The sequence below is a fragment of the Aeromonas sp. SG16 genome, from assembly GCF_024436135.1.
GTDB lineage: Bacteria > Pseudomonadota > Gammaproteobacteria > Enterobacterales > Aeromonadaceae > Aeromonas > Aeromonas jandaei.
The window spans coordinates 457,891-470,218 of the sequence record NZ_JANFNW010000002.1; the positions used below are offsets into that span (position 1 = coordinate 457,891).

12 protein-coding genes and 1 riboswitch are annotated in these 12,328 nt (G+C 57.6%); of the genes, 8 read left to right on the forward strand and 4 right to left on the reverse strand.

Annotated elements, in window-relative coordinates:
- Positions 1 to 18 precede the first annotated feature (18 nt).
- From NOM67_RS09220 to NOM67_RS09230, 3 genes are all read left to right on the forward strand, one after another.
- The gene (locus tag NOM67_RS09220; RefSeq protein WP_255936260.1) at positions 19 to 375 is read left to right on the forward strand and encodes a hypothetical protein; all 357 of its coding nucleotides are present in this window, start codon (positions 19 to 21) and stop codon (positions 373 to 375) included.
- A 103-nt stretch (positions 376 to 478) separates the two neighbouring features.
- Positions 479 to 727 (forward strand): hypothetical protein, encoded by a 249-nt coding sequence (locus tag NOM67_RS09225; protein WP_255936262.1) that lies wholly within the window; start codon positions 479 to 481, stop codon positions 725 to 727.
- Positions 728 to 795: 68 nt separating this feature from the next.
- On the forward strand, positions 796 to 1,116 hold the full coding sequence (locus NOM67_RS09230) for a hypothetical protein (protein ID WP_255936264.1): 321 nt from the start codon (positions 796 to 798) through the stop codon (positions 1,114 to 1,116).
- 370 nt (positions 1,117 to 1,486) lie between these two features.
- Here NOM67_RS09230 and NOM67_RS09235 read toward each other — a convergent pair whose 3' ends face one another.
- From NOM67_RS09235 to NOM67_RS09245, 3 genes are all read right to left on the reverse strand, one after another.
- Positions 1,487 to 1,804 (reverse strand): DUF190 domain-containing protein, encoded by a 318-nt coding sequence (locus NOM67_RS09235; RefSeq protein ID WP_043851430.1) that lies wholly within the window; start codon positions 1,802 to 1,804, stop codon positions 1,487 to 1,489.
- Between the two features lie 11 nt (positions 1,805 to 1,815).
- Positions 1,816 to 2,199, reverse strand: a complete 384-nt coding sequence (gene crcB / locus NOM67_RS09240; protein ID WP_033116160.1) for a fluoride efflux transporter CrcB — start codon at positions 2,197 to 2,199, stop codon at positions 1,816 to 1,818.
- A gap of 67 nt (positions 2,200 to 2,266) precedes the next feature.
- Positions 2,267 to 2,343: riboswitch (Fluoride riboswitch) on the reverse strand.
- A 307-nt stretch (positions 2,344 to 2,650) separates the two neighbouring features.
- Positions 2,651 to 3,385 carry an ABC transporter substrate-binding protein gene (locus NOM67_RS09245; RefSeq protein WP_255936267.1) on the reverse strand — a complete coding sequence of 245 codons (735 nt, stop codon included), beginning with the start codon at positions 3,383 to 3,385 and terminating at the stop codon, positions 2,651 to 2,653.
- A 172-nt stretch (positions 3,386 to 3,557) separates the two neighbouring features.
- On the opposite strand from NOM67_RS09245, the gene tesB reads away from it, so the two are divergent.
- On the forward strand, positions 3,558 to 4,424 hold the full coding sequence (gene tesB, locus NOM67_RS09250; protein ID WP_042032451.1) for an acyl-CoA thioesterase II: 867 nt from the start codon (positions 3,558 to 3,560) through the stop codon (positions 4,422 to 4,424).
- A gap of 78 nt (positions 4,425 to 4,502) precedes the next feature.
- Here the strand turns inward: tesB and aceK are convergent, their stop codons facing one another.
- The gene (gene aceK / locus NOM67_RS09255; protein ID WP_255936269.1) at positions 4,503 to 6,230 is read right to left on the reverse strand and encodes a bifunctional isocitrate dehydrogenase kinase/phosphatase; all 1,728 of its coding nucleotides are present in this window, start codon (positions 6,228 to 6,230) and stop codon (positions 4,503 to 4,505) included.
- A 205-nt stretch (positions 6,231 to 6,435) separates the two neighbouring features.
- Between aceK and NOM67_RS09260 the strand changes: the two genes are divergently transcribed.
- The 4 genes from NOM67_RS09260 (at position 6,436) to thrC (ending at position 12,150) form a co-directional block, all read left to right on the forward strand.
- A complete protein-coding gene (locus NOM67_RS09260) occupies positions 6,436 to 7,128 on the forward strand; it encodes a tRNA/rRNA methyltransferase (protein WP_255936271.1) in 693 nt (230 codons plus the stop codon).
- Between the two features lie 260 nt (positions 7,129 to 7,388).
- Complete coding sequence (thrA, locus tag NOM67_RS09265; protein WP_216995310.1) at positions 7,389 to 9,866, forward strand: bifunctional aspartate kinase/homoserine dehydrogenase I; 2,478 nt, start codon at positions 7,389 to 7,391, stop codon at positions 9,864 to 9,866.
- Between the two features lie 2 nt (positions 9,867 to 9,868).
- A complete protein-coding gene (gene thrB, locus NOM67_RS09270) occupies positions 9,869 to 10,879 on the forward strand; it encodes a homoserine kinase (protein ID WP_255936276.1) in 1,011 nt (336 codons plus the stop codon).
- Entirely contained in the window at positions 10,876 to 12,150 is a 1,275-nt protein-coding gene (gene thrC / locus NOM67_RS09275) for a threonine synthase (RefSeq protein ID WP_255936278.1), read from the forward strand. Before thrB ends, thrC begins: the two co-directional genes overlap by 4 nt.
- The last annotated feature ends 178 nt before the right edge of the window (positions 12,151 to 12,328 follow it).

The following is a 12,328-nucleotide window of genomic DNA, read 5'->3' on the forward strand; positions in this document are numbered from 1 at the left end:
CTGCCAGCCGAGTTTTACATGCATCAGTTCGAATGTACACACCCTTATAATGCCTGCAAGCAGTTCGATAGTGGCTTGCTACAAAAGGTGGGTGTCCTAATCGTTTTGAGGAAAAAATTAAAGATGAATTTAAAAAGTAGAATTTTCATTTTTGTTGCAAGGTGTATAGGGGTGATTGCCACTTCGATGTTTTTTACACCTATATTGGCTGGGTTTGCCGGTATCGTTATTGATACTTATATCTATTTTGGATATGGTCACACTTTTAATGTTTTGGATGAGTATTTATTTTTTGCATCCAAGGGCATTGCGCTCGGTGTGATTATTGGGATATCAGGTTGTATAATTCTTTTATTTAGGGTCAGTAGAGCCTAAACCCTTCTTACTGAAGGTGCGAAAAAGTTGCTCGCACCTTCATGCTAATTAATCAGGGGAAATCCAGGACACCCACCTTTTTGTTTGATGGTGCGGAGAAAAAATGAAAAAAATTAACCTCTGGGATCTAATCAGACTTATTATATCAAGTAATGTTTTTATGATTTTTCTTGATGTTTTTGGTAATGCGCTGGTATTAGTTATGGTATATTTTAAAACTGGTGTTTTTATATTTGACTTGGATGTTTTTTTATATGGTTCTTTAGATAAAGCTCTCGCAGGAGGAACCGTGTTGGGTATTGGTCTTTGGCTCAAACACAAATTACAAGAGCGACAAAAACAGAAAGACTAGGGCGTAGTCTCGATTAGGAGGATTATTTTGCGCCCATATTTTTTAATACGTATTAAAAGGAAGGCCAGATGAAGATATTGTTTGCATCAGGAATGATAATTTTTCTTGCTTTGCTGATTTTTTTGTCAGGTGTTTTTTATGTTAGGAATAAATTAAAATTTAATGATTCTAGAGCTGTGCTTTTGTTTATGGATAGCGTGATGTTTAAGTCTTGTTGGCTGACTAATCTGGCATCTATATTCTTTTTTATATCATGTGCTATGGGATTAGCTTTGTCATGGGTTAATGGTGAGCCTCATCAACGAATTATTTCTTATTGTGTCGGCTTTCTTGGTGTCATTTTTTATGCTCTTTTATTATGGTTGTTAACGCGTATTAGCGGGGTGTAAAGACATAGTCATAACCAGATACCGGCCTAGCGCCGGTGTTTTATTTTATCGGCCAGCCATGCTGGCAAGCTGGTCGTTCAACCTGACTCCCATCCGCCAAGATGACTTTTGCATCCATGTAACGAATTTTTGTTGGCCGTATCACCAGTGAAATAATCCGAGACGTGGTGGAAGAGTCGATAGCCTAATGGCGGAGTGGCAACTGCCTCCGATCCTGCGGTATTCGTGATGCCGATGCCGATGCTGCTGATAGTGGGCGGATGTGCTGTGGTGCTTGCTATGCAGGGGGGGAGTCCCAAAAGTGGGTCTCGATATCGCCTCTTATGCCAGACAAGAGGCGATATAGCGATTTGATTACCAGATTAGCGATTTAGCGATCGCCAGACATCCCGAACTCTATTGGCATCAAGGTATAAAACACACTCGTGTTGTGCTTCTTTAGCAGGTCGAAAATGAGGTTTACCTCGTTGTCAGTGACTGAAAACGTCACTTCCAATGGCTGATCTGACAGTTCGAAAAAATGAGCCGAGTGTAGACGCCGGTCATGTCCAAGACCTTCATTGGCAGCCAACAGGGTGGCCCCCTGAATACCGAGCTCTTTAGCCTGTTCGACCAGCCATTGTGCCAAGGGTTGACCCTCGATTGAGCGATCCTGGCGAGTGTAAAATGTTAATTGATAGCCTTGCATAGATACTCCTGTCACATCCGTTGCAGCATTGACATTGACCACATGCCGGCAAGAGTCATAGCCAGCGAACCCAGTACATGGACACAAATCGCCCCCCCTGCCCAGGCCAATCGACCTGCCTGCAGTAATGAAGTGACTTCAGCAGAGAATGTTGAGAAGGTCGTTAACCCGCCGAGAAAACCGGTGATCACCAGCAGCCGCCATTCAGGGGGGAGATTGGGGTTTGCGGAAAAGAAAGCGATAGCGATCCCGATCAGGTAGCCTCCCAGCAGGTTTGCCACGAGAGTGCCCAGCGGGAGGGTAGGAAAGATAGCGTTCAGGGATGTGCCGAGTAGCCAGCGAAATATGGCACCAAACGAGGCGCCAACGCTGATGGCAAGAATCGAATTAAGCATATAAATCGTCCTTTAGTGCAGAGACTCCAGGACAGTGGTGCATATGCTACGCAGCCCTGACCTGGACTGAAACGTAGGCATCATTAGCCACAACGGCGGTTTGTGTGCGTATGCATGTGGAGGAATGCCATCTCCAGTGCATGGATTGTATCTTTCGCAGAGAAAAAGTCGAGCCGCTGTTTGGTGTTGTCGGCCAGCCATGCTGGCAAGAAGGTCGTCCAGCCAAGCTCCCGTCCGATATGATGATTTTTGCATCCATGTAACGAGTTACTGGCGCGCTGTATCACCAGTGAAATAATCCCATAAGTGGTTGCAGAGTGAGTCACCGAATAGTGGGGTGGCAACTGCCTCCGATCCTGCGGTATTTGTGGTGCCGATGCGGCCAGGCTGTGTTCTCAGGTCTGGGGGCGGGGATGTGCGGCGGTGTCTGCGAGCAGGAGGGGCGGTCGGGTCAGTAGGCCTGGGCATTCCATTTGTCGTTGAAGTCGTGGATAAACTTCTCCCCCTCTGCGTTGCGGGAGGTGACCAGATAGAAGGTGACGTTCTGGCGAAACAGCGAGAGGCGGTAGAGGGCTGCGCTGTCCTCTTCGGATAGGTTCTTTTTCGAGGTGTCGTTGATGGGCACCAGATCGACTTTGCCCTTTTTCAGCAGCTCGACGCACTGGTTGAGGCGGTTGGTGGTTCTGACGATCAGCCCTTGATCGTTGATGACCCGTTCGATGGCGTCGGAGAACCACCCCTTGGGCACGCAGGCGGTTTTTTGCTGCCAGGGCGGGGATTCCAGCCCCTTCTTGTCGGGCGTGGTGTACCAGGACTGGATATCGAAGGCGATGGGGGTGCTGAACAGCAGGCTGTTGCTGCGCTCGTTGGTCCAGGTAAAAGGGAAAGCGGCGATGGCGTTGCCCAGCTCGATGTTTTTAAGTCCGCGTGGCCAGGGCTGATAGGATATCTGCAGATCCGGGTGGCCAGCCTCTTTGAGGATGGTGAGCACCTTGCTTGCCAGTTCGCCGCCATTGGCCAGCTCCGCAGAGGAGTAGGGGGGCAGTTCGCCGGTGATGATCACCGCACTCTGCGCCGCGCTGGCGGGGAGCAGCGAGAGCGCAAGGAGAGGGGCAAGCAGCGGATGGCGCAAGCGCAAAAAAGAGGGATGAGCGACAGAGAGGGTGCGTGGATAACGAATGTGCATGGCTGGTGACCTCGCCTCTATCGACTTTTTTCAGATTAACGGTTTCACCGGGGAAAAAACAGATTCGAAGCGCACTGTTTCTGCACCTTCCGGGCGACATGAACGGACGCATGGCGGTTGCTCTGCTCCGGTGAGCTTGTTAGCCTGTGCGGCTCTGACAGAGGAGTGAACAATGAGCAAGGTACTTGATGGGCTGCTGGCGTTGCTGGCGCTGGAAAAAATCGAGGAGGGCCTGTTTCGGGGCCAGAGCCAGGATCTCGGTCTGCGGGCCGTGTTTGGCGGACAGGTAATGGGGCAGGCCTTGTCAGCCGCCAAGCAGACGGTCGAGACCGGCCGTCAGGTTCACAGTTTTCACTCCTACTTCCTGCGTCCGGGGGATGTGACCCGTCCCATCGTCTATGACGTGGAGAATATCCGTGACGGCCAGACCGTCTCCACCCGCCGGGTCAAGGCGATTCAGGGCGGCAAGCCCATCTTCTATCTCAACGCCTCGTTTCAGGTGCCGGCCGATGGTTTCGAGCATCAGGCGCAGATGCCGACCGGCATCACCCCGCCGGAGGAGCTCAAGAGCGAGCTGGAGCTGGTGCGCCCCTACGAGAACCTGATCCCGGCCTCCCTGCGGGACAAGATCCTCTGCGAGCAGCCCATCGAGATGCGCCCGGTGACCCTGGTCGACCCCATTCGGCCGACGGTGCAGGATCCGGTGCGCCACGTCTGGTTCAAGGCCAACGGCCAGATGCCGGACGATCTGCGGGTGCACAAATACCTGCTGGCCTATGCCTCCGACTTCAACTTCCTGCTCACCTCGCTGCAGCCGCACGGGGTGTCGTACTGGGAGCCGGATATGCAGGTAGCCACCATCGATCACTCCATGTGGTTCCACCGGGATTTCCGCTTCGACGACTGGCTGCTCTACGTGGTAGACAGTCCGAGCGCCAGCAGCGGTCGCGGTCTGGTGCGCGGCCAGTTCTTTACCCGCGACGGGGTGCTGGTGGCGAGCACCATGCAGGAGGGGGTGATCCGCCGTCGCGGCAGTTAAGGCGCAAAGCGGATAGCAAAACGGGGTGGCTTGGGCCACCCCGTTTTCGTTGCTGCGATGTGCGCGGGCGCTGCGGGATCAGCCGCCGCGCTGGTACTTGAAGCGTTTCTTGCGCCGATAGGGATAGACATCCTCGAACACCCCCACCTTGATGTTGCTCTGCAGCATCTTCCAGTAGTTGGCGTCGAACATCTCCTTGTGCAACTGCAACATGATCTCCCGCACCTGCGGCTTTTGCAGCAGGAAGGTGGCGAACTCCTCGGGGAAGATGTCGTTGGGGGCCACCGAGTACCAGGGCTCGGCGCTCCACTCATCCTCGGGATAGCGGGGCGGCGGGATCTGGCGGAAGTTGCACTCCGTCATGTAGCAGATCTCGTCGTAGTCGTAGAAGACCACCCGGCCGTGACGGGTGACGCCGAAGTTCTTGAACAGCATGTCCCCCGGGAAGATGTTGGCCGCCGCCAGCTGCTTGATGGCGTTGCCGTACTCCTCCAGCGCGAGCCGGGTCTGCTGCTCGTCCGCCTTGTCCAGATAGAGGTTGAGCGGGATCATCTTGCGCTCGGTGTAGAGGTGCTTGATCACCAGCTTGTCGTCGGTGATGGTGAGGGCCGACGGCGCCACCGTCTTGAGTTCGGCAAGGAGTTCGGGCGAGATGCGATCGAGGGGAAACTCGAAGTTGGTGAACTCCTGGGTATCGGCCATGCGGCCCACCCGATCATGCTGTTTGACCAGCCGGTACTTCTCTTTGACCTGCTCGTGGCTCACCTCCTTGGGCGGAGTGAACTCGTCCTTGATCACCTTGAACACCACGTCGTAGGAGGGGAGGGTAAACACGCTCATCACCATCCCCTTGATGCCCGGCGCGATGATGAACTGATCCCGGCTCTGGGCCAGATGGTGGCGGTAGTGGCGATAGAGCTCGGTCTTGCCGTGCTTCTGGCAGCCGATGGCGTTGTAGATCTCGTAATCGGGCTTGTGGGGCATGATCTGGCGCAGAAAGGTGACAAACAGCGCCGGTTCACGGGCATAGACCATAAAGTAGGCGCGGGCGAAGCCAAACACGATGGAGGCGAGATCCGGCTCGAAGATGACGGTGTCCACATAGATGCTCTGGCCAGTGCTGAGCAGGGGCAGGATGAAGGGGAAGACCTGATCTTTCACCCGAATAAGCCCCACCAGATAGGCCCCCTTGTTGCGGTAGAACACCTCTTTCAATAGCTCGATGGCAAAGGGCTCATCATGGAGGATTTGCGGGCCGTTCTCGGCAAGATGGCGGTGGATGTCGACAATATCCCGCTGCTTGTCCTCATAGGGGAGGGTGAAGCTGTAATCCCCCAGCAGCTGGCTCAGGGTCTGTGGCAAGTGGGCGAGATCGGTGCGATAGATGCGCAGCAATGCGCCGAGATCGGGTTTGTCGCCACGGCTGACGAAGGGGTGGATATAGAGGTTCTCGTCGCGGATATTGCGATGGCGAAAGATGCGGCGATAGACGGAGTTGAAGAAGGACTCCGCCACCTCGAAGTTCTCGCATTTGGGCAGCAGATCGCTGAAAGCCCCTTTCACCCGCTTGAGCAGCTCCTGGGTGGCGTGGTGCTCTCCCATCATCTGGCGGATGGAGCTGGCGGTGGCCCCCACATGGTGATCATAGAGGCGAATGCGCTCGCGCCCCGCCAGCTGCACCCCCAGCCAGTCGCTGTTCTCGAAGCGGCTCTTGCTGCCGCGGGTGATCTCGAGAAACCGGCTGTAAAACGACTCGAACCGTTGCAAGATGGTCTCGGCGACGGCCTGTTCCAATGGCTGCTGCATCTCTCTCTTCCTTGTGATTCTTCGGGCCGAACGCGCCGGAAAACGGGCGCAAAAAAGCGTGCGTCAGGCCACTATGGCAACATTGAAACATCTGTTCAAGTGGCAATTTTCGCGGATAAACGGTAGATTGCGCCCCTGTTTTGGCGATGGTTTGACGACTGTTTGCCGTCTGTTTGAGAGGCCGTCCGGCCTGTGAGGAAACCCGATGAAGCTCTATTTTGTCCTGGTGGCACCTGCCCGCCCCGCCAACGTCGGCGCCGCCGCCCGCGCCATGAAAACCATGGGCTTTGATGCCATGCGACTGGTGGCAAGCCGGGTGCACGAAGAGGATGAAGCGAGCTGGGTGGCCCACGGCGCGCAGGAGATCCTGGCTCAGGCCGAGGCGTTCGATACCCTGCCAGAGGCGCTGGCCGACATGGAGCTGGTGATCGCCACCACCGCCCGCCAGCGTGGTCGCTACCAGCACTATCTCACGCCAGCTGAAATTCGCGACCAGATCCGCGCCAAGCCCTCCCTCAACAAGGTTGCCATCGTCTTTGGCTGCGAGGAGTCGGGCCTCTCCAACGAGCAGCTGGCCGAGGTCGACCTCATCAGCTATCTGCCGCTCAAGGTGAGCTACCCGTCCCTCAATCTGGGGCAGGCGATCATGCTCTACGCCTACGAGTTGAGCCCGCTGCTCGATGAGGCAAGTGTCGCAGCAGAAAATATTGATAACAGCGGACAGGTTCGCGTGCTGAAAAGCAAAACAGCAGAAATTCTGGGTGAACTCGGAGTTTCGCAGGATGAAAAACTGCATCAGTGGGTGATGGACCGGGTACCCATGCTGCCGCAGCGGGATTTGAAAATGCTCCACCTGCTCTGCAAGGACCTTGCCCGCAAACTTGGTAAAGAGGTTTAAGTTGACAGCCCGGCGCCCGGCGCGGTATTGCTAAAAGCCAGTTTCGTTCACGAGTGTTCGTCATGCAGCTATTCACCAACATCATCACCACCACCATTATTACCGGTACCACCACAGGTGGCACTGGGGCCGGTTGATGCGCTGACGAACAAGCACAGAAATCAGAAAAGGCCCGTACCCACCCAGTACGGGCCTTTTTGTTGGATGATTTTCAGACCGGTTTTTCGGTTATACAGCAGGGATTACAGGGAGAGAAAGCGATGAGAGTGTTGAAGTTTGGCGGGTCATCTCTGGCCGACGCAGAGCGTTTTTTACGGGTTGCCGACATTGCGGTGAATACCCATGGCCAGTCTCAGGTAGCCCTGGTGCTGTCTGCTCCTGCCAAGGTAACCAACCATCTGGTGGCGCTGGTGGAGCAGACCAGCCGTGGCATGGATGCCAGCAGTACCCTGTTTGAAGTGAACGGTATCTTCTCCCGCCTGCTGGCCGGGTTGAAGGCGGCTTATCCGGCGCTCGATGACAAGGCGCTGCAGGCTCGTCTCACCAGCGAACTGGATCAGGTGGAGCGGCTGATGCAGGGCATCCGCCTGCTGGGCCTCTGCCCGGACAACGTGCAGGCGCGCATCCTGAGCCGTGGCGAGAACCTCTCCATCGCCTTTATGCACGAACTGCTGCGGGTGCGTGGCCTCGAACTGGGTCTCATCGTACCGGAAGAGCTGCTGGTGACCGATGGCGGCTATCTGGAAGCCCACGTCGATATCGAAGCCTCCCGGGTGCGCTTTGCCGCCAGGGGCTTGCGTCCTGTTGTGGCAGAAAAGCAGCAATGCCTCTATCTGATGCCGGGCTTTACAGGCGGCAGCGACAAGGGTGAAACCGTGCTACTGGGCCGTAACGGCTCCGACTACTCCGCAGCCGTGTTGGCTGCCTGTGTCGATGCCGAGTGCTGCGAGATCTGGACTGATGTTGAGGGCTGCTACAGCTGTGACCCCCGTCTGGTGCCGGATGCCTATCTGCTGAAAACTCTCTCCTACAAGGAGGCGATGGAGCTCTCCTACTTCGGCGCCAAGGTGCTGCACCCGAAAACCATCGCGCCGGTGGCCCAGTTCCACATTCCCTGCCTTATCAAGAACAGCTTCAACCCGCAGGGGCCGGGCACCCTGATCGGCCCCGAGAGCGGCGATGATGACCTGAAAGTGAAGGCCATCTCCGACTTGGCCGGCATGTGCATGTTCAACGTCTCCGGCCCCGGCATGAAGGGGATGGTCGGCATGGCCGGTCGCATCTTCTCTGCCGTCTCCCGCGCCGGGGTCAGCATTGTGCTGATCACTCAATCCTCTTCCGAATACAGCGTCAGCTTCTGTATCCACAGCTACGACAGCGACAAGACCCGCAAGGTGCTGGAGCGCGAATTCGAGCTGGAGTTCAAGAACCAGCTGCTCGACCCGCTCGAGATCATGAATGATCTGGCGATTATCTCCCTGATTGGTGACGGCATGCGCACTGCCAAGGGGATGGCGGCCCGCTTCTTCACCTCGCTGGCACAAGCCTCCATCAACATCGTTGCCATCGCGCAGGGCTCCAGCGAGCGCTCCATCTCGGCGGTGGTGCGCTCCGGCAAGGTGGCGGAAGCCATCAAGGCTTGCCACCAGAACTTCTTTGGCAGCCAGCACTTTATCGACCTGTTCGTGGTCGGGGTGGGCGGCGTCGGCGCCGCGCTGGTGGATCAGATTGCCCGCCAGCAGCCGGTGCTGGCCGAGCAGGGCACCGGCCTGCGGGTGGTCGGCATCGCCAACAGCCGCCAGATGGCGGTCAACAAGGATGGTCTGAACCTCGCCAACTGGCGCGAACAGCTGGTGGAAGCTCGCGACAGCTTCTCGCTGGACGGGGTGAAGAAGCTGGTGGAAGAGAGCCACATCATCAACCCGGTGATCGTTGACTGCACCTCCTCCGAGGCTGTGGCCGTCCAGTACGCCGACTTCCTCGCCGCCGGTTTCCATGTGGTCACTCCCAACAAGAAGGCCAACACCGGCTCGCTCGATTACTACAAGGCGCTGCGCCGCACCGCCCGTCAGACTCGCCGCAAGTTCCTGTACGAGACCAACGTGGGCGCCGGTCTGCCGGTTATCGAGAACTTGCAGAACCTCATCATGGCCGGTGACAAGCTGCGTGCCTTCGATGGCATCCTCTCCGGTTCGCTCTCCTTTATCTTCGGCAAGCTGGACGAGGGGATGGCCTTCTCCGAGGCGACCAAGATCGCCCGTGGCAACGGCTTTACCGAGCCGGATCCCCGCGACGATCTCAACGGCATGGATGTGGCGCGCAAGCTGCTCATTCTGGCTCGCGAGGCCGGCATGGCGCTGGAGCTCTCCGATGTGGAAGTGGAGCAGGCGCTGCCGCCCGGCTTTGACGCCAGCGGCGACGTGGAAGCCTTTATGGCCCGCCTGCCGGAGGCTGACGGCTGGTTCCGCGACCAGTTCGCCGCTGCCCAGCGTGAAGGCAAGGTACTGCGCTATGTGGGCTCTATTGAAGGTGGCAAGTGCAAGGTCGCCATCAAGGCGGTCGGGGCCGACGAGCCGCTGTTCAAGGTCAAAGACGGGGAGAACGCGCTCGCCTTCTTCTCCACCTACTACCAGCCGATCCCGCTGGTGCTGCGCGGCTACGGCGCCGGTACCGAAGTGACTGCGGCGGGCGTCTTTGCCGACGTGCTGCGCACCCAGAACTGGAAGCAGGAGCTATAAGCATGAGTTCAGACATGTACCCCTCTTATATGACGGAAGGCGGCATGGGTAATGACAGAAGTGTGGTTGCCTACGCCCCCGCCTCCAGCGCCAACCTGAGCGTGGGATTCGATGTACTGGGGGCGGCGCTCGCCCCCGTGGATGGCTCTCTGCTCGGCGATCGGGTGCAGGTAAAAGCGGCAGACGTGCCGTTCGCCCTCTCCGCCGTGGGCCGCTACGCCCACAAGCTGCCGGACGATCCGAAAAAGAATATCCTGTTTGATTGCTGGGTCGCCTATGGCGAGGCGCTGGAGAAGCGCGGCCTTGGCCTCAAGCCGCTCGAAATGGTGCTGGAGAAGAACCTGCCGGTCGGCTCGGGTCTGGGTTCCAGCGCCTGTAGCGTGGTGGCGGCGCTGGAGGGGCTCAACGCCTTTCACGGCGAGCCCCTCGACGAGCACGCCCTGCTGCTGCTGATGGGAGAGATGGAGGGGCGCATCTCCGGCTCCGTTCACTACGACAACGTCGCCCCCTGCTATCTGGGTGGCATGCAGCTGGTGGTGGAGGAGGCGGGCGTTATCAGCCAGGGCATTCCGGTGTTTGACGAGTGGTACTGGGTGGTCTGCTACCCGGGCACTGTGGTCTCCACCGCTGCGGCTCGCGCCATTCTGCCGGCCCAATATCGCCGTCAGGATTGCCTCACCTATGGCCGCCGTCTGGCTGCCTTTGTCCACGCCAGCTACACCGGGCAGGAGCCGCTGGCCGCCAGCGTATTGAAAGACGTGATTGCCGAGCCCTACCGCGCGGCGCTGATCGAAGGCTTTGCCGAGGTGCGGGCGCAGGCGGCCCAGAACGGGGCACTCGCTACCGGCATCTCCGGCTCCGGCCCTACCGTGTTTGTGGTGATGAAGGAGCTGGCGCAGGCCGAGCGGATGAAGGATTGGATGGAAGCACATTTCGTGCAGAACGAAGATGGATTTGCCCGGGTCTGCAAACTGGACATGGCCGGGGCACGGGTAACAGGAAGCGAGCTATGAATCTCTACAACATCAAGGACAACAGCGAACAGGTGAGCTTCGCGCAGGCGGTGCGTCAGGGCTTGGGTCGCGAACAGGGGCTCTTCTTCCCCGAACAACTCGAACCGCTCGCCGATGTGGATGCCCTGCTGGATCTGCCGCTGGCCGAACGCTCCGCCCGCATCCTGAGCCACCTGCTGGGGGACGAAGTGCCCGCCGCCAAAGTGAGCGAGCTTGTCAACGCCGCTTTCACCTTCCCGGCGCCGCTGGTGAAATTGAAAGACGGCACCTATGCCCTTGAGTTGTTCCACGGCCCGACCCTGGCATTCAAGGATTTCGGCGGCCGCTTTATGGCCCAGTGCCTCGCAGCGTTTCGCACTAACGACAAAATTACTATCCTCACCGCCACCTCCGGCGACACCGGCGCCGCCGTAGCCCACGCCTTCTACGGGCTGGAGGGGATCGAGGTGGTGATCCTTTATCCCAAGGGCAAGATCAGCCCCTTGCAGGAGAAGCTCTTCTGCACCCTCGGCGGCAATATCCGCACCATCGCCATCGACGGCGACTTCGATGCCTGTCAGGCGCTGGTAAAACAGGCCTTTGACGACGAAGCGCTGAAAAAGGCCATTGGCCTCAACTCCGCCAACTCCATCAATATCAGCCGTCTGCTGGCGCAGGTTTGCTACTACTTCGAAGCGGTAGCCCAGCTGCCGAAAGCCGATCGTGCCAAGGCGGTGATCAGCGTGCCGTCCGGCAACTTTGGCAACCTCACCGCAGGCTTGATTGCCAAGGCGCTGGGGCTGCCGGTGAAGCGCTTTATCGCCGCTACCAACGCCAACGACACCGTGCCGCGCTACCTGAAAACCGGTCAGTGGGAGCCGCACCAGACAGTGGCCACCCTGTCTAACGCCATGGATGTGAGCCGCCCCAACAACTGGCCGCGGGTAGAGGAGCTCTGCCGTCGCAAAGGCTGGGCGCTGGAGACCTTGGGCTCCGGCATGCGTGATGACGCCCAGACTCGCGCTGCCCTTAAACGCCTGCACCAGCTGGATTACCTGTGCGAGCCCCATGGCGCCATTGCCTGGGATCTGCTGGGGGAACAGCTGGCCGAGGACGAAGTGGGGGTGTTCCTCTGCACCGCCCATCCCGCCAAGTTCAAGGAGTCGGTGGACGAGATCCTGCATCTGGATGTACCGCTGCCCGGCCCGCTCGCCAAACACGCCGACCTGCCGCTGCTCTCCCATAACCTGCCAGCGGAATTTGCCCGGTTAAGGGCATTTTTGGTGGGTTAAGCCGCTGAGCTGAGATAACCGATAGAAATAAAAATCCCCCAGTAACGGGGGATTTTTATTTCTTGCGAAAGGAGAATTAAACCAAGCTCAGCTGACTGTATTGGTGCAACAGTAAGGTCTTCTGTTTGTTTTACTAGATCTCAACTTTGTTGTAGGTGTGGGGATTGAAAGGGGTGGA

What these genes read in the sequence shown, in the direction of transcription:
- NOM67_RS09230 (WP_255936264.1), top strand. Translation starts at nt 796, where the DNA reads ATGAAGATATTGTTTGCATCAGGAATGATAATTTTTCTTGCTTTGCTG.
- thrC (WP_255936278.1), top strand. Translation starts at nt 10,876, where the DNA reads ATGAATCTCTACAACATCAAGGACAACAGCGAACAGGTGAGCTTCGCG.
- NOM67_RS09235 (WP_043851430.1), bottom strand. Translation starts at nt 1,804, where the DNA reads ATGCAAGGCTATCAATTAACATTTTACACTCGCCAGGATCGCTCAATC.
- NOM67_RS09225 (WP_255936262.1), top strand. Translation starts at nt 479, where the DNA reads ATGAAAAAAATTAACCTCTGGGATCTAATCAGACTTATTATATCAAGT.
- NOM67_RS09245 (WP_255936267.1), bottom strand. Translation starts at nt 3,385, where the DNA reads ATGCACATTCGTTATCCACGCACCCTCTCTGTCGCTCATCCCTCTTTT.
- tesB (WP_042032451.1), top strand. Translation starts at nt 3,558, where the DNA reads ATGAGCAAGGTACTTGATGGGCTGCTGGCGTTGCTGGCGCTGGAAAAA.
- NOM67_RS09260 (WP_255936271.1), top strand. Translation starts at nt 6,436, where the DNA reads ATGAAGCTCTATTTTGTCCTGGTGGCACCTGCCCGCCCCGCCAACGTC.
- crcB (WP_033116160.1), bottom strand. Translation starts at nt 2,199, where the DNA reads ATGCTTAATTCGATTCTTGCCATCAGCGTTGGCGCCTCGTTTGGTGCC.
- thrA (WP_216995310.1), top strand. Translation starts at nt 7,389, where the DNA reads ATGAGAGTGTTGAAGTTTGGCGGGTCATCTCTGGCCGACGCAGAGCGT.
- aceK (WP_255936269.1), bottom strand. Translation starts at nt 6,230, where the DNA reads ATGCAGCAGCCATTGGAACAGGCCGTCGCCGAGACCATCTTGCAACGG.
- NOM67_RS09220 (WP_255936260.1), top strand. Translation starts at nt 19, where the DNA reads ATGCATCAGTTCGAATGTACACACCCTTATAATGCCTGCAAGCAGTTC.
- thrB (WP_255936276.1), top strand. Translation starts at nt 9,869, where the DNA reads ATGAGTTCAGACATGTACCCCTCTTATATGACGGAAGGCGGCATGGGT.